Origin of the sequence: Limosilactobacillus mucosae, assembly GCF_046939755.1 — a bacterium.
GTDB classification, from domain to species: domain Bacteria; phylum Bacillota; class Bacilli; order Lactobacillales; family Lactobacillaceae; genus Limosilactobacillus; species Limosilactobacillus mucosae_A.
On sequence record NZ_JBKZAY010000002.1, the window covers coordinates 122289 to 139701 of the forward strand.

Sequence of the window (17413 nt, forward strand, 5' to 3'; positions counted from 1 at the left end):
CAGTCGGCAGGCGGCTGCAGTTTTTGTTTGGAATTAGATTTTAGCGCCGACTGAGCTTAACAACAGCTTCACAGCGTGGTGTCTGCGGCATCATGTCGACGGGTTGAATCCAGTCGACGCGGTAGGCGCTGGAAAGACGGGCCAGATTTTTTGCCATGGTCGACATGTTGCAGGAAACGTAGGCAAATTTGGCGGGCTTGGCTTTAAGAATCTGTTCGATCAAAGCTTCATCCAGACCGATGCGTGGCGGATCAACGACCAGGGCATTGAACCGGAATCCTTCTTGCTGCCAGCGCGGCATGACTTCTTCGGCTGTGCCAACTTCATAGCTGGCGTTTTGAATGTCGTTGAGTTTGGCATTGCTGTTGGCATCGGCCACGGCTTCTGGAATGACTTCCATCCCGCGCACGTTTTTGACGCGGCTGGCCAATGAAAGTCCAATTGTCCCAATCCCCGCGTAGGCATCCACCAAGACGTCATCGGGCCCCAGCTCCATGGCTTTGGCTGCCTGTTCGTAGAGCGTTTCGGTCTGAGCCGGGTTCAGCTGCAGAAACGAACGGGCACTGAGATGAAAATCAAGTCCCATCAATGATTCGGTAATGTATTCCTGACCGGCCAGATGAATCGTTTGCTCACCCCAAACCAGCGGCGTATCGCCAGGGTTGACGTTTTGCTCGACCGATTTGACCTCAGGCAGCTGTTCAGCGATCATGGCCAAAAGCGGTCCCTTATGAATCAGCTTGGCAGTATTGGTAATCAGGGTCACCTGCAGCTCGCCGGTTGCCAATGACTCCCGAATCGCAATCGTTTTAATGATCCCGCTGTTGCTGGTCTCATCGTAGGCTGGAATCTTTAGCTCATCCAACATCTTGACGATCGCGCGCATGGCTTTCATCGTCCCTGGCATCTGAACGGCACATGTTGGCATGTCGACCACGTCATGACTGTTGGCGCGGTACAGGCCAGCAATCAAATGGCCATCTTGTTCGCGAACTTGGAATTGCGCCTTGTTGCGGTAGCCGTATTGTTCTGGGGCGGCAATCGTTGGGCGTACGTCATAGTTTTGCCATCCCCGCGGCTTAAATTTGGCCAGACTGTCTAAGACGACCTGCCGCTTGAACTTTAACTGCTCTGGGTAGGCCAGGCATTCAAATTCAAAACCGCCTGCTTGATCGGCATAGCTGTCGCGCGGCTCAACTCGGAAGCGGCTGGGTTTGCGCAGCTTATGAATCTTGGCTTCCAGGTAACGGGGATGAATGGCAGTAACCTCAGCTACTACGACTTCATCTGGCAGGGCACCGGGGACAAAGCAGACCTTGTGTTTAAAGTAGCCGATTCCCTGGCCTTCGATCCCCAGTTTGCGAATGGTCAGCGGGAAGCGATCGCCAAGGTTGACTTCGACTTGGGGCTGTGGGCGTGGGCTTTTTTGTGGCCGACGATGATTGAAGCGGGTGTGATTTTTTTCCATTGTTTTTCTCCGTTCTGTTGCGTTCCAGTGGTCTTATTTTAGCACATTGGTAGAATGGCCAAAAATTATTTGTGATTTTTATTAAAAATGCATTGACTAAAAATTAACGTTGCATTAGTATATTGTTAAAAGTTAATCATATCGAATGCAATGAAGAAAGAAGAGTAGTCTTTGGCCACCGTCAGCGAGTCCTGCTAGGTGTGAGAGGATCGGTTAAAGTCTTAGGCGAAAATCACTTTCTAGTTTTCATCCTTAAACCAAGTAAGGATGGATGGTCGCACCCATTACCGTGCACGCGTATCGCTCCAGCTTAAATGGGGGCCGTACGTAAAAGACCGTGTCAGCGATGGCATGGTGAATCAGGGTGGTACCACGCGATTGCGTCCCTTGGCCGAATTTTCGGTCAAGGGACTTTTTATTTTCGGCGCAGCCAGTATTCGACATGAGTGATTTCTAATTTTAATTCATTTCGGGGGCAAAAAAATGGAACAACTCACATCGAAAAAACTAACGGCCAAGCAGTATCTGGTCGTGGCATCATTGCTGTTTGGTCTCTTCTTTGGGGCCGGCAACCTGATCTTTCCCTTGCATCTGGGTCAGCTGGCCGGCAGTCACTGGGTCGGTGCGGCAGTCGGCTTTTTAGTAACCGGGGTCGCCTTGCCGCTGCTGTCGGTCCTGGCCGTTGCGGTAACGCGGGCTGAAGGGGTTTTTGACATCGGTCGGCCATTAGGAGTTGGTTTTGCTTTGGTCTTTATGGTCTTGATTCACTTTACGATCGGACCGCTGTTTGGGACGCCACGGACGGCTACGGTTTCCTACACGGTTGGGGTCGCACCGTTTGTTCCCAAGGCTGATCAGACGCTGGCCCTGTTCTTGTTCTCATTGGTCTTCTTTGCTTTGGCCTTTGCATTTGCCTATCGTGAAAATGATATCTTGACCAACGTCGGTAAGGTTTTGAATCCAGTCTTTTTAGTCCTGTTGTTTGTCGTTTTTGCCGTGGCGTTCGTTAATCCGTTTGCCAATCCATTCCAAACGCAGGCAACGACAGCTTACGTGCATGGCTCGTTCGTCAATGGCTTTTTGCAGGGCTACAATACGATGGATGCCTTGGCTGGTCTGGCTTTTGGGGTTACGGTCGTGACAGCGGTTCGTCAGCTGGGCCAGAAGCGGGATAGCGACGTTGCCAAAGTGGTTGCCAAATCAGGCGTCCTGGCAATGAGTGCCGTTGCTTTGATCTATGTGCTGCTGATCGTGGTTGGCGCGATGACTCTAGGCCGGTTCAAGGTTTCAGCTGATGGCGGGGTGGCCTTTACGCAGCTGGTTAATGCCTATGCTGGCCGACTGGGACAAGCCGTTTTAGCCGTTTTGATCACGGTCACCTGCTTAACGACGGCGGTTGGTCTGGTGGCAGCCTTCGCGCAGGACTTTCACAAGCATTTTCCGCAGTTGAGCTACCATGCCTGGCTGTTCTTGACGACATTGGCCTCATTTTTGGTTGCTAATTTTGGCTTGGAACAGATCATTGCCTGGTCAACGCCAATGCTGATGTTTCTGTATCCATTGGCCATGGTCCTGATCTTGCTGTCGGTTGCCTCGCCGTTGTTTAAGCGGGATGGCGCGGTTTACTTCTTTGTTGTCTTATTTACCGTCGTACCGGCATTGGGGGATATGGTAGTTTCCTTCCCAAGCGTGGTCAGTGCCAGCGCATTTGGCAAGCAGGTGGCGGACTGGCGGGCTTCCTTGCCGCTGGCTGACTATGGTCTGTCCTGGCTGGTACCGGCACTGGTTGGATTAGTATTGGGCTTGATGGTGCACTGGTATCGAGAGCACAGTTTGGCAGCAACCGGTGAAGAAAACTGATCAAAAGGTCAATATGTTTCGTAATTAGGTTTACCAGACAGTAGGAAAAAATAATTAAATCATTATTGAACAAACTAAACTGTTATCCAAACATTGAGATAGCAGTTTTTATATTGATGAGAAGTTATTTCACTTCACAATTTGAAATTAATTTCACAAAATTTGTGCGAAGCTATACAATTTCCCCAAAATTTATATTAAAATAAGCTAGTGCAATAATGCCAAGTATGGAGAGTATTATCATTAATAAGGAGTGAATGAATTTGAAGATTGTTGGGATTCCTGGTTCCAATGCCAACCATTCGTACAATCGCATGCTGCTTGAATACATCAGCAAAGCCTATGATCATGATATGACGGTTGTTGACGTACGCAAGATTCCATTGTTCAACGAAAGTGCCAAGGAAACGCCTGCTGCCATTCAGGCAATGTCAGACGCGATCGAGGCGGCCGATGCCGTAGTAATTGCCTGCCCTGAAACGGATCACTCGGTACCTTCTTCTTTAAAGAGCATCATTGAATGGCTTTCCTATCAGCTGCATCCATTTACCAACAAGCCGGTTCTTTTGGTTGGGGCTTCTACTGACGCGCAAGGATCTTCACGGGCTCAGGTCGACCTGCGTGACGTTATGATCTCGCCAGGAGTTAACGCGCGCGTCTTTCAAAAAGAAGATTTCTTCATGAGCTTTGCCCAGAACTTGTTTGATGAAAACGGTGATATTAACGACCCTGGTACGATCAAGTTTTTGGATAAGTGTCTGCGCGACTTTGAATGCTTTGCGATTGCCAATGATCAAGAAGTCAAAATGGAAGAAGAAGCATTGGCCAAAGCGGAAAAGGAGGCTGCCAAGTAATGAAATTTGTTGCAATCGTCGGCACAAACGCCGATTTTTCCTATAACCGCATTCTTTTACAGTTTATGAAGAAGCATTTTTGGCGCATGGCGGAGATTGAAATCGCTGAAATCAAGGATCTGCCAGCTTTTAGCAAGGATGTGCCTTTTGAGGAAACGACACCGGTCTGGAAGCTTAAGCAGCAGATCAACGCTGCTGATGGGGTTATTTTTTCCACACCCGAATATGACCATGCCGTGCCAGCCGCGATGAAGAGTGCCGTTGAATGGCTGTCGTATCAATCCAAGGTTCTGCACGGCAAGCCAGCCATGATCGTTGGGGTATCCTATGGTCGACAGGCTTCCGCGCGAGCTCAGCAGCAAATGCGTAAGATGCTTTTAAGTCCAGACTGCAATGCCAACCTGCTTTCCGGCAACGAGGTACTGATCGGTAATGCCGCCAAGGTCTTTAGTAAGGATGGTCGCTTGACTGATCAGGCCTACGTTGATAATCTGGAAAAATGCTTTACCAATTTTGTTGAATACGCGGAACTTTTCAAAAATGCTTCTCGAGGTGAACAACTCATGTCTGTTAAACGTCCTATGATTGAAGATGCTTATGTCAGCTTCCCGACCGGCCGTCTGTCGCTGCGAGAAGTCCAAGCCATTTTCAACACGATTCCATTTGAAATTGATCTGATCGATGCTGACGATCGCTTTGCCTACTACTCAGACAAGCCTAACCGTGAACATGTCCGTAACGTCAACCAGCTTGGCGAAACCTACAGCGAATGTCACCCGCCAAAGGCCGTACCTGCCGTTAAGGCCATCATCGACAGCTTTAAGAACGGCACCAAGGATGTGGTCGCCCGCCCATTGATGATGAACGGTCACCGCGTTTTGATTCGCTACTATGCGCTGCGCGATGTTGATGGTCACTATCTGGGGACGATTGAATTCACGGGTTCAGTCGATGACATCTTGAACCTGGCTGAAAATGGTGCCTGGAGCGCAGACGTGACATCTAGTGCTTCTCATGGTCAGGCGGCCCCGGCGCCAGTTGAAGAACCTGCGCCAGCAGCGGATGCAACGACGGGCGCTTCTGAGGATTCTGATGAAGAACCAAGCACGCCTAGCGAACCAGCTGCTCCAGTAATGTCGGCAGCCGCACAACGGGCTGAACAGGCTGAAACTGATGCCAGCACGGGAGCATCGGAAGCTGCTGATGATCCGGAAGAAACGGATGCTGATGCGATGACGGGCGCTTCGGAAAACTAAATTACTTGATGATATGTAAAAAGAGTTCGCGGATAGCTGCGAACTCTTTTTTATTTTGCTATTTACTAAGGTGATCCTTGGTAAATTGATTTAAGTTGGCCGTGGTTGGGTCAAGGTTTTGCCATTCTGAGGACAGAAAGGCTTTATTCATATGATAGTGTGGCTGTGGCTGTGGCTGCTTTTGCTCCAAGAACGGTGCAATGCGGTGATCAAAGTCGACCCAGCCGGCCCAACCGATATGAATGGTATCTTCCATAAAGCCAGGCTTATCGCCGTCATGTGAATAATCAACGATATTGTTGAAACCTTGCGAACGCAGCTGATACTTGATCTTATTGGCGGTCTGATAATACATCGGCATCGAAAGACCAGTCATCTTTTCCCACTTGGCATTAACCGGCGTGATCATAAAGACGACGTTAGTATTGGTCTTTTTAAGCTGATTCAAGACCACTTCCAAATCAGCATACTCGGGCGATTTGAGATAGCTGTAGTGCTTTTGACTGCCAGGAACGCCCTTGAGATGACCTTTAACGCGTCGATCATAGAACTGATTGAGAATGCCAAAGCGGTTGTTGCTGCTAGAACGCTTAGCATCACTGATGGCTTCTTTGGTCAAGGCGTTGTAGTTATAGGTCTTAGGCAATTCTTTGACGCGTGGCTTAATTCGATCATTATAGTTGTCTTTTAAGAACCAGCCGGAGAACAGATCGTCTTCATGCTTGAGCAGCGATAACTCCATGTTGATTCGGGTTCGATCCCATGAATCAAGGTGCTTGCCATCTGCGATCTTTTGGGCTTGGTTGGCAACTGAGCCTTCCGCGCCCAATAGTTTGACCAAGCGCTTAGCCGTGTAGCGATCGTATGGCGAATCAGGGTTGGCCTGTTTCAGCCAGGTCAGATTTGCGTAGGTGCCGTTGTAGTATTTAAAGGCAGATGGCATGACGCCTTCTTTGACGAACCATTGTGGCGAAATGATGTAAACGGCTTTGCCATTTTTCATTTCGGGGGCCATCATAGTCATGTTAAACAGTTGCGGTAAAGACTGTGTACCACGGGAACCGAATAAAAACGGCGTGTAGTTGTGGTAACGGGCCGCCATGACAGCGGGATGGTAGCGGTCCATTCGATTCAACTCACTGGAGCCAAAGAATGGAATATAGTTTTTCTTTTTATCCCGCAGCGCATCCACTTTGATCGAGCTGTTTTTAAAAACGCGCGGACTAAGCGAATCAGCTGCTTTCTGCAGGGTTGCCTGGGAATGCGAGCTGCTCCATGGTAAGGCAAAAAAGCCCAGCGCCAGTAGGCAGGCCACGATGACTGGGCCAAAGATCGACCACAGTTTGCGACGGTTATTCATTTTCCAGTTCCTTTACCCGATCAACGATTTTATCGATCGTGCTCCATTCGCTGCGGTCAAATTCGGAAACGGGAACCTGAATGTCGAATTCATCCTGCAGAGCCAAAAGCAGCTGAACGGTTGCCATGGAGTCCAGCAGACCGTCGGCAAACAAATCTTCAGTAGTGTCGGCAAAATCGCTGGCGTCACGTCCGGTAGCTTCGGCTAAAAGTTGTTGAATTTGTTCTTGCATGATATAACCTCCAAAAAAATAAGTACTCAGATTAATGTTTGACAAACCACAGCGTGTTCAAAAAGCCGCAGAAGATCAAGAATGAAAAGACGACAAAGTTAAACGTAATAAACATGGCCACGCCCTTGGTAAAGGCATTGGTCTTGATGTGCAGGTGCTTGCGCTTGTAACGCAGCCACCAGTCATTAATGACCAGCGCGCTCCCATGCAGGAAACCATAGAGAATGTAGTACCAGGTAACCCCGTGCCAAAAGCCCATGACCAGCATATTGATCATGTAGGCAACCGATGACAGGACGTTGCGATTCTTAAACCAATGCTTCTTGCTGGCCAAAAAGACGAACCGCATGAAGATGTAGTCGCGGAACCAGAATGAAAGCGTCATGTGCCAGCGATTCCAGAATTCCTTGATGTTTTTGGCAACGAACGGCTTGTTGAAGTTCATTGGCGTCTCGACACCCATTAAATAACTGATGGCAACGGCAAACAGCGAGTAGCCGGCAAAGTCGAAGTAAAGATCACCGGCATAGACATAGGCTACGGCAACGACCCACCAGCTTAAATGTGGCGCGTACATCATAGCCTGATGTTCAACCGCCGGCAGCCAGACCTGACCAAACAGGTAGGCTAGGACGAATTTGTATAAAAAGCCGATGAAAAGATATTTAACGGCTTTCTCGACCATCTCAAGGTATTTTTCGCGACTGGGAACTTTGCGATAGTCTTTTGAAAAGCGCCGATAGCGATCAATCGGCCCGGAAGTGATGGTTGGCATAAACAGCAAAAAGCGGATGAATTTCCACCAGTTGAGGTCTTTGACGGCCCCATCCCGCGTCTCGATAATCGTGCCGACCGCTCGGAAAGTCAGGTAGCTGATTCCCAAAAAGCCCAGCAGTGAGTTGTGACCAACCATCGCCGGCGTGAACTTGACGATGATGATCGGCAAAAGCGATAGGAACGTCATCAAGTAGAAGACGCCCGCCGCGTTCTTTTTTTGCCGATAATGGAAGTAGCCTATTACCAGGATCGTTTGATAGACTACGTAGCCGATTAGAGAAATCAGCTGAGGGGCACTGGAACCATCAAACATAAAGAAGATAAACAGGAAGCTGACAATGGCCTCATACCAAGCCAGCCGCTTGCCAAAGTACAGGCTGATTCCCATTGGCAAGACGGCAATCAGCAGGTAGATAAAGTACGATGGCGTGCCATAAGCCGTGTAGTTGGGAAGACTTTCAAGCCAGCTCATGATTGATTGGCCTCCGCGATCATCTGCTTAACCGCAATCTTGCCATTTGCGGACTTCGGGAAGCTGTCAACGTAGACGAACTGGGTTGGCATCATATAGTCCATGATCTTGCCGGCCAGACTTTGACGGATGGCCTGAGTCAATTCTTTCTCATCTTTAAAGTCATTGGGCTGTGCAATCACGTAGCCGATCAGATGACTGACCTGATGATGCTTGTTGTACTTGGGCACGGCAATTGCCTGCTTAATGTATTCGCTTAGCTCCAGACTGTTGCGGACCTCATCCAGTTCAACCCGAAAGCCGTGCAGCTTGATTTGAAAATCCATTCGGCCAATGATGTGACGAATGCCGTCTTGATCGATAAAGCCTTCGTCACCGGTGCGATATGACTGGACGCCGTTATATTTAAAGAAGTTTTTGACCGTTTTTTCAGGGTTGTTCATGTAACCCTTAGCCACGCTGTCGCCACTGATAATGATCTCGCCGTGGACGTTTGGTTCAGAAACGGGTTGACCGTCTTTCCAGATCGTGGTAGTTACGCCAGGCTTGTCATAGCCGATTGGCAGCCGTTCGTGACTGTTGGCCATTGCCGGTGTGATTTCCATGCTGGTAACGGCCACGGCAGCTTCGGTTGGGCCATAGGTGTTAAAGACGCGCGCTTCCGGGAATCGCTTGAACAGCCGCTTGACGGTCGAGGTCGTCAGTTCTTCACCGCAGAAGACAAAGTACTTTAGGTTTGGCATCTGTTCGTGATTAAACTGAGGACTGAGCAGCGCCATGTCGCCAAATGAAGGCGTACCGACAAAGACCGTAATGTCAAGCTTAGGCAGCGTGGTAAACAGCTGCCCCAGGTTTTGCACAACAGATAGCGGCAAGGTTTGAACCGTGCTGCCGGACAGCAGACCAGTCAGCCAGTACATATGCGAGACGTCAAACGAGAATGGCACCTGTCCCAGGTAAATTTGATGGGCCGGGATGTCAAAGCTGTCGCCCAGCATCCAGTTGGCAAATGAACAGATATTGTCGTGGCTGATCTCAACTCCTTTTGGCGAGCCGGTTGTACCCGAGGTAAACAGCACGTAGAAAGGATGGTCGCCCGTGACTTCATGCGTTGCTTCATAGGGCGTTTTTCGAGCAAAAATCTGTTTTAGTTCGGATTTGTTGATAACGGCCCCATCGTAGTTCAGCTTTTCAACGGGAAAATCATCGATGGCTACGACCAGTCGCGGATTGGCAGCATCAATAATTGACTGCATCCGGGGCAAAGCTGAGCCAACTTCAACGGGAATGTAGGCATGGCCTGCTTTCAAGCCGCCGACAAAACCGGCCACCATTTCAAATTGATGGTCGCCATAAAACATGATTGGACCATCTTTAGGAACGATTTTTTCTTGATCGAGCCAAGCCGCGAAAGCATTTGAATCAACCAATAAATCTTGGTACGTGTGAGTCTGACCCATTTCGTCATAAACAACACGGGTGGCATTTGATTTTGCCACGCGGTCAAACTCGCGAACAATATTAGAAATCATTATTTCCTCCGCTAGAATTCATTATAGATAAACGGTGCCTGACCAGCGCCATAGTATCCGTATAAGTAGATCAACAGCATTAAGACGATAAAATAAAAGAACGTTTTAAGCAGAAATCCAGCGACAGGGTGGCTTTTGAGAGCTGCCAACATTCACTAATCACTCCTTTGCCTAACGTTTTCTTGGAAAGGTACCACCTTACTATATACCAAAAGCCGAAAATGAAATGTTAAGCATTGGTTAAGAAAACTGTTAATTTAACAGGCAAATTGATTGTTAAATTTGCTGAAAATGCCTTAATGTGGCGGATTATTGCTCATTCTAGAAAAAACGAATCTATATAAAATATTAATAAAATGCGAAGAAACTTTGAATTTGAACCAAGTTAATTTTCAGTTGGCATTATGATATAATGTTGACGATGCGAATGCTTGTTCGATAGAAAGGAAGGTCTCATGAGATTTTTACATACGGCCGATTGGCATATCGGTAAGAAACTGCATGATTTTTCGCTTGCTGAAGAGCAGGCCGCGGCGTTTGATCAGATTGAACAGCTGGCTAAAGACTATCAGGTCGATGCCGTTGTTATTGCAGGCGATCTGTATGATCGAGGCTTAGCCAGTGAGCAGGCGGTTGAGCAGCTGAATGGAATGCTCAAGCAGCTGAATCTAAATGATCATCTGCCGCTATTGGCGATCAGCGGCAACCATGATTCGGCCGCACGCCTGGCTACGGGCAGTGAATGGTTCGAGACAACCGATTTTTACCTGCATACGACGCTGGCTAGTGCCTTTGAGCCAGTTGTGATTGCTGATACACAGTTTTTCTTGCTGCCGTTTTTTAATCTGCAAGAAGTCCGCAACTATTTTGATCAAGATGTTAAATCAGTTGGTCAGGCGATGACTTTAATTGTTGAAAAAATGAAGCATTTGTTTGAACCAGACAAAAAACACGTTTTGGTGGCGCACTTTTTTGCGGCCGGCAGTTCACATACTGATTCTGAAATTCAAGTTGAAGTTGGAGGCTTGGATGCCGTGCCAACTTCATTGTTAAGAGATTTTGACTATGTAGCGCTGGGTCACCTGCACAATCCACGGGCCTTAAATGAAGAACGCATGCGCTATAGTGGCTCACCGCTCAAATTTTCGGTTTCTGAGGCCAATATTCAAAAAGGCGTCTGGATCGTTGATACTGACCCATTCAAACTAACTTGGGTACCCTTGCAGCCATTGCATGATCTGGTGGTTTTGAAGGGATCGTTTAAAGAACTGACAACGGGTGATCTGGCCGTTAAATACGATCAGACACAAGACTATGTAGCTATTCAACTGACAGATACAAAGCTGATCGATGATTTGATGAATCGACTGCGCATTCACTATCCAAAAATTATTGAAATTAATCGTCCCAATCAGCAAAGCAATGCAGATCTTAAGACGATGCAGACGGCCAAAATGGATCCGATGTCATTATTAAACGAGTTTTATGGCATGGTTCATGCTGATCAAAAGCTTGATGATCAGCAGCGTCAATGGGCACAAGCTGCTTTAACCGAAATTGAGGAGGGGTAAAAATGAAGCCGTTAAAGCTCAAATTAGAAAACTTCGGCTCATATGTCGATGAAACCATTGATTTTACTGAATTTGATGAAGTGCCGCTCTTTTTGATCAGTGGTAAAACGGGCAGTGGCAAGACAACGATTTTTGATGCAATGTGTTTTAGCCTGTTTGGTTCAACGACTGATGATGACAATCGTAATGGTCGGACGGCGGAAAAACTGCGCTCTGACTTTGCCGACGCTAAAGAATTGACCCGGGTAACGTTTTGGTTTGAGCATCAGAAAAAAAACTATCAGGTTGTTCGCGAACCCAAGCAGGATCGCCATAAAACGCAAAAGGTCAATCTTTTCTATGAAAAAAACGGGCAAAAAAAAGAAATTACCAAGGTTACTGATGCCAACCACTTTATTGAAGATCTTTTAGGCATCAACGCTGAGCAGTTTCGTCAAATTGTATTGCTGCCGCAAGGAAAGTTTCGTGAGTTTTTGGAATCAGACAGCAATAACAAAAACGAGCTGTTGGCTGAATTGTTTGGTACGCAACTGTATGCTGATTGGACGCAAAAAATGAAAGATCAGCTGACGACAATGCAGACGGCCAGCCATGACAGTCAAAAACAGATGGAACAACTGATGGTAGGCATTACTGAGCTGGCTGATCAAAAAGAACCTGCGCAATGGCTGAAAACAGCTGCAGAACTGATGCAGCAGCGTCAACAAGCACTTGAAAAACAGACTCAGGATGCCAAAGCAGCACAAGCCAAAGCTGAGAAACTGAATGAGCAGTTTCACGTGGAACAAAATCTGCAGCAGGCTTATAATGAACTGGCAAAAAATCAGGCAGCCAAACAAGAATTGGATCAGCAGCTGCCAATGATTCAAAGTCAGCAGCATCTGATTGATGAGTTGCAGTGGGCTCGTCAGCAACAAAGTGAATATGATGCCTGGCAACTGGCCCAGTCGACGGTACTGGGGCTGAAAAATAGTTTGAAACAGCGCAAAAGTCAAGCCGAACGTCTTGATCAACAGCTGCAGAATTTACAGAAGTCCAGTCAAGAGCTGCAAGCTCAGCAGCCACTGATCGATCAAATCAATCAACAAAAAATTGCCTTGGAAAATCAATTGCCGCGCTACCAGGAAACGGCGATCCTCAAGCAGCAGATTCAAACTGAACAACAGCAGTTAAAGCATTTGACTGATGAGGTACAGTCCGCCCAGACTGCCACCCAGCAGCAGACAAATCAGGTAGACCAATTAACAAGACAAGCTCAAAAACTGCAGCAGCAGACTGACAGCCGCTTGATTGAAAGGCAGCTTGAAGCACGCAATGTCAGCCAAAAATTATTGGAACGACTCCAAACGCTGCAGCAGCATCATCAAGTAATCGTCAAACAACAAAATAGTCTGCAGCAAGCTAAGATGGCTCAAAAACAGGCGACTCAAAATTACCAGACGGCACTGACTGAGTTTCAAACTGCTGATCAAAAACACGCGGCCTTACAGATTGCTGAACTGGCTACACATTTAAAGCCTGGCTATCCTTGTCCAGTCTGCGGCTCAATCGAGCATCCACAGCCCGGCAATCTGGTTGCTCAAGTTTCACTGGATGAGATTCAAGCTGCCGGCAGTGCTTTAAAACAAGCACGCCAGGCACTGGATGATGCACAGGCTCAACTGGCCAAGACGCAGGAAAAAGAGTACGGTTTAGAAGAACAGCTGAAAGATCAAGTTCAAGACTATACTGACGAGCTGACGCAGCTAAAAGATGCCAGTCAGCTGCCAGATGCAGATTTGGATCAGCTGACTCTAGAACTGCGGCAGCGTGCTCAAATTGCTGAAAAAGACTATGCCCAAACACAGATGGCGATCCAAGAATTAAAGGCAATCCAACAGCAACAGCAAGCTGAACAGCAAAAACTAGATCAATTGACCCAACGTCAACAAGAACTAGATCAAACGCGTCAGCAGCAGGCGGCAAAAATGGCTGAGCTTAATGGTGAGCTGACGGCCAGATTAAAGCAGCTGCCAAATGAGTTTGCTGATTTGAATGCGGCCCAACAGCAGGTTCAAGTCTGGCAAAATCAGCTGCAAAAATATCAGCAGCAAACCGAGCAGACTCAAGCTGAATTACAAGACTATCAAAAACAGGCAGCTGCTATTCAGGCTACCATCAAGCGGGATCAAGAAAGTCTGGCTGAGCAATTACAGCGCGTGCAACAGTTGCAGGAAACGTTGCAGCAGGCTTTGCAAAATCATGACCCTAAAGCAGAATGGTTAAGGTTTGAAACTGATTTTAAACAGTTGAATCAACTGGAAAGTCTGCAGCAAACCGTCAATAACTATCAGCAGGCCATTAAGGTCAATCTTGATCGCTACCAGCATCTTCTAAAAGAAATCAATAATCGACCAAGACCACAAATAGCTGCTACTCAGCAGGCATTAAATAAAGCAGCTGAGCAGCGCGACCAAAAACAGCGTGAGCTAGGCCAATTAAAAGAACAGTTTGGCCAACAGCAAAAAACGGTGCATCAAGTTGAAGAACTGCAAAAAGTGCAGGGTGATCAGCAGGCTGAGCTGGATCGATTGGCTGATTTGGTCAATACTATGAACGGTAAGAATAACTCGAATCTGTCATTGGAACGCTATGTTTTGCGCCACTACTTTAAAGCGGTTTTGGAAAATGCCAATCGGCGGCTGTATGAACTGACCAATGGCCGCTATGAATTTGTTTTGGATGATAATAGCGGCTCCAATACCAAATGGAGCGGCTTGGAGGTCAGCGTCAGAGATGGTGATGTCGGCAAGGTGCGCAGCGTGCATACCTTATCTGGTGGAGAGACGTTTGTAGCCTCGCTGGCAATGGCGCTTTCATTGGGGGAGATCATTCAGCAGCAGGCTGGCGGGATTCAAATTGATGCTTTATTTGTCGATGAAGGGTTTGGCTCATTGGATCCCGATGCATTGAATAAGGCACTTAATGCTTTGCAGACTTTGGAAGGCAATTCGCGCATGGTTGGGATCATCAGTCACGTTGCTGAGTTGGAAGAACGGATTCCCGACCAGCTTAAGGTCAGCTCAAAAGAGGGCAAGAGTCACGTCAGCTATCAGCATGACTTTGCGGTAAATTAGTCGAAAATGTTGCCAAATCAGACAGGATGTAATAAGATAGCGATGATATAAAACACGAAGACATTTTAAAGTAGATCTAAAGAGAGCTGGCGGTTGGTGCAAGCCGGCGATCGAAACTCCGGTGTCGTTAAATGTGGGCGGGTAATGCCGCACGGGTTCATGGCCGTTATCCATGCAGAGCGTGACAAATCTTTGTCGAACTTGGGTGGTACCGCGGAACCAGAGCCATTTCGTCCCAAAATAAGGATGAAGTGGCTCTTTTTATATACCTAGGAGGAATTTTAGATGCTCGATATCAAGAAGATTCGCAAAGACCCTGAATTCTTTAAGCAAAAGCTGGCAACGCGTAACGTTGATCCAAAAGACATTGACGAAGTGCTGGCCCTGGATGAAAAGCGGCGCGAACTGCTGCAGCAGACCGAAACGCTGAAAGCTAAGCGCAACGCTGCTTCCAAGAAGATCGGTGAAGCCAAGCGCAATCATGAATCAGCCGATGACGCGATTGCCGAAATGCGTCAGGTTGGTGAAGACATCAAGAAGCTGGACGTTGAGGTCGAAGAAAACGACACGATCTTAAACGACAAGCTGGCGCACTTGCCAAACGTACCACGTGATGGCGTGCCGGTTGGTCCTGATGAAGACAGCAACCGCGAAGAATACAGGGTTGGCGAACCAACTAAGTTTGCCTTTGAGCCGAAGCACCACTGGGATCTGGGCGAAAAGCTCGGCATCCTGGACTTTGACCGGGCAGCCAAGGTTTCCGGCGCGCGGTTCGTCTACTATGTTGGCTTGGGTGCCCAACTGGAACGGGCCGTCTACAACTTCATGCTGGATGAACACATGAAGGAAGGCTACACGGAAGTTCTGCCACCATACATCGTTAAGGCACAATCCATGTATGGTACTGGTCAATTCCCTAAGTTTAAGGAAGGCGTCTACCAGGTCAACGGCGAGGACATGACGTTGATTCCAACGGCGGAAGTTCCTTTGACCAACTACTTCTCTGGTGAGGAGATTCCAACCGACAAACTGCCGGTATACGTAACGGCACTGTCGCCATCGTTCCGTTCTGAAGCTGGCTCGGCCGGCCGTGACACGCGTGGTCTGATTCGGATGCACCAGTTCAATAAGGTTGAAATGGTTAAGTACGTTAAGCCAGAAACCTCATTTGACGAACTGGAAAAGATGACTAAGAATGCTGAAAATATTCTGCAAAAGCTTGGTCTGCCATATCACGTTATCACGCTGTCGACTGGCGATATGAGCTTTACTTCGGCTGAAACGCATGATATCGAAGTCTGGATGCCAGCCCAAGACAAGTATCGCGAAATCTCCAGCTGTTCGAATTGTACCGACTTCCAGGCACGGCGGATGCACATTACCTACCGTGACGAAAATGGCAAGCTGCAGCTGGTTCACACGCTGAATGGTTCTGGTTTGGCGGTTGGTCGGACGGTAGCTGCCATCTTGGAAAACTACCAAAATGCCGATGGTACGATCACGGTTCCAGAAGTGCTGGTACCTTACATGCATGGCATCACCAAGATCACGCCAGAAAACGCGGTGCCATTTAACTACCTGCACAAGTAATCCAATCAGCTCTCAATTTGAAGAGTTGTTAAAATGTCTGGTAAACTAGAGACAAAGAAAGTTTCAACCTGGCCAGACGCGGAAAATAAAGCCCCTTGCCGTGTCGGCCTGCTGCACGGAAAAGGGGCTTTAATGTTTAGAAAGGGTGCATATTTATGCCACGCCAATCCATCAAGCTCAAGTGGCTGTTCATGGCAAGCCTGCTCAATAATGCCGGCGCCGCGATGCTTTGGCCCTTGACGACGATCTATGTGCATGAGTACTTGAATAAGTCGATGACGGTCGCGGGCTTGGTAATCTTTTTCAGTTCCATGGGGATGATGTTTGGCAATTACCTGGGCGGCTGGCTGTTTGACAACTGGAAGCCTTACGCGGCCGCGGTTATCACCGTGACGGTCGCCACTTTGGGCAATGTCTTGATGATTTTCTTTCATGGCTGGCCGATGTTTCCGATTCTGCTGGCGGTGATCTGCTTTGCGGACGGTTCAGGACTGACGGTAATCAACTCCTATGGCTCAGCCGTAACGGGACATACTGCCCGCTACGTCTATAATATGCTGTATATGGCACTTAACGTGGGCGTCGTAGTCGGAACGCTGCTGGTCGGAACGCTGTTGGACCTGGGGATCGAGATTGTCTTTATCGTGGCCAGTGTCTGTTATGGCGCCTATCTTTTGATCACGGTGCTGCACTTTAACGTTGACGTGCGGCCCAAACAAACGACCAAGAACCAAAAGGCAACCGTCAACAAGAGTCCGCGTCATAACGTCCACATCGTTTATGCCTACTGTTTGTGTCTGGTAACGGTCTATTTGAGCTATGCTTTATGGGAAAGCGTCATGTCGGTACACATTACCGATATGCAGATTCCATTCTTTGCCTACAGTCTATTATGGACGATCAATGGCGCGGTCATCGTTTTGGGCCAGCCGCTGGTTACCAGATTAGCCGATTATCTTTCAGTTAAGCGGCAGATTATTATTGGGATTGCGATTTTTGCCATCTCGTTTCCGCTGCTGATCTGGGTGCACAGTTTTGCGATGTTTGTCGTTGACTTTGTGATTCTGACGATTGGAGAAATGGTCGGGATTCCTTCCGTGCCGGCTTATATCGATGTCTTGACCGTTGCGGAGGAAACCGGTAAGTATCAAGGCATGCCCAACGTTGCCATGTCGATTGGCCGGGCGCTGGGACCGGTGTATGGCGGCTGGATGGTTGACCAGGCCGGCTATAACTTCTTGTTTATCTCGGTCTTTGTCATGATGTTGGTTACCTGGCTGTACGCGATCATGGTGTCCAGACGCTCCATCAAGGTGATTAAATAA

Annotated in this window: 13 protein-coding genes and 1 other annotated feature; of the genes, 7 read left to right on the plus strand and 6 right to left on the minus strand. The window is 48.0% G+C overall.

Annotated features, from left to right (window positions below; all coding sequences use genetic code 11):
• Positions 1-40: 40 nt before the first annotated feature.
• The gene (gene rlmD / locus ACLUWI_RS01485) at positions 41-1468 is read right to left on the minus strand and encodes a 23S rRNA (uracil(1939)-C(5))-methyltransferase RlmD (protein WP_412145864.1); all 1428 of its coding nucleotides are present in this window, start codon (positions 1466-1468) and stop codon (positions 41-43) included.
• A gap of 141 nt (positions 1469-1609) precedes the next feature.
• Positions 1610-1859, plus strand: a binding site (T-box leader).
• Positions 1860-1951: 92 nt separating this feature from the next.
• On the opposite strand from rlmD, the gene brnQ reads away from it, so the two are divergent.
• The 3 genes from brnQ (at position 1952) to ACLUWI_RS01500 (ending at position 5438) form a co-directional block, all read left to right on the plus strand.
• Entirely contained in the window at positions 1952-3328 is a 1377-nt protein-coding gene (gene brnQ, locus ACLUWI_RS01490; RefSeq protein ID WP_412145865.1) for a branched-chain amino acid transport system II carrier protein, read from the plus strand.
• Positions 3329-3585: 257 nt separating this feature from the next.
• Entirely contained in the window at positions 3586-4182 is a 597-nt protein-coding gene (locus tag ACLUWI_RS01495; protein WP_412145866.1) for an NADPH-dependent FMN reductase, read from the plus strand.
• Positions 4182-5438, plus strand: a complete 1257-nt coding sequence (locus tag ACLUWI_RS01500; RefSeq protein ID WP_412145867.1) for an NAD(P)H-dependent oxidoreductase — start codon at positions 4182-4184, stop codon at positions 5436-5438. The genes ACLUWI_RS01495 and ACLUWI_RS01500 overlap by 1 nt, the downstream gene beginning before the upstream one ends.
• Before the next feature lie 58 nt (positions 5439-5496).
• Here the strand turns inward: ACLUWI_RS01500 and dltD are convergent, their stop codons facing one another.
• Genes dltD through ACLUWI_RS01525 form a run of 5 tightly spaced genes read right to left on the minus strand, consistent with a single transcriptional unit; the run spans position 5497 to position 9963 of the window.
• Entirely contained in the window at positions 5497-6798 is a 1302-nt protein-coding gene (gene dltD, locus ACLUWI_RS01505; RefSeq protein ID WP_412145868.1) for a D-alanyl-lipoteichoic acid biosynthesis protein DltD, read from the minus strand.
• A complete protein-coding gene (gene dltC, locus ACLUWI_RS01510) occupies positions 6791-7030 on the minus strand; it encodes a D-alanine--poly(phosphoribitol) ligase subunit DltC (RefSeq protein ID WP_048345643.1) in 240 nt (79 codons plus the stop codon). Before dltC ends, dltD begins: the two co-directional genes overlap by 8 nt.
• Positions 7031-7061: 31 nt before the next feature.
• The gene (dltB, locus tag ACLUWI_RS01515) at positions 7062-8279 is read right to left on the minus strand and encodes a D-alanyl-lipoteichoic acid biosynthesis protein DltB (protein ID WP_412145869.1); all 1218 of its coding nucleotides are present in this window, start codon (positions 8277-8279) and stop codon (positions 7062-7064) included.
• Positions 8276-9811, minus strand: a complete 1536-nt coding sequence (gene dltA / locus ACLUWI_RS01520; protein ID WP_412145870.1) for a D-alanine--poly(phosphoribitol) ligase subunit DltA — start codon at positions 9809-9811, stop codon at positions 8276-8278. The genes dltB and dltA overlap by 4 nt, the downstream gene beginning before the upstream one ends.
• 11 nt (positions 9812-9822) lie before the next feature.
• A complete protein-coding gene (locus ACLUWI_RS01525; protein WP_412145871.1) occupies positions 9823-9963 on the minus strand; it encodes a teichoic acid D-Ala incorporation-associated protein DltX in 141 nt (46 codons plus the stop codon).
• A 303-nt stretch (positions 9964-10266) separates the two neighbouring features.
• On the opposite strand from ACLUWI_RS01525, the gene ACLUWI_RS01530 reads away from it, so the two are divergent.
• From ACLUWI_RS01530 to ACLUWI_RS01545, 4 genes are all read left to right on the plus strand, one after another.
• A complete protein-coding gene (locus ACLUWI_RS01530) occupies positions 10267-11382 on the plus strand; it encodes an exonuclease SbcCD subunit D (RefSeq protein WP_412145872.1) in 1116 nt (371 codons plus the stop codon).
• A gap of 2 nt (positions 11383-11384) precedes the next feature.
• Positions 11385-14498 (plus strand): SbcC/MukB-like Walker B domain-containing protein, encoded by a 3114-nt coding sequence (locus ACLUWI_RS01535; RefSeq protein ID WP_412145873.1) that lies wholly within the window; start codon positions 11385-11387, stop codon positions 14496-14498.
• A 285-nt stretch (positions 14499-14783) separates the two neighbouring features.
• A complete protein-coding gene (gene serS / locus ACLUWI_RS01540; RefSeq protein ID WP_412145874.1) occupies positions 14784-16088 on the plus strand; it encodes a serine--tRNA ligase in 1305 nt (434 codons plus the stop codon).
• Positions 16089-16243: 155 nt separating this feature from the next.
• Positions 16244-17413, plus strand: a complete 1170-nt coding sequence (locus ACLUWI_RS01545) for an MFS transporter (protein ID WP_412145875.1) — start codon at positions 16244-16246, stop codon at positions 17411-17413.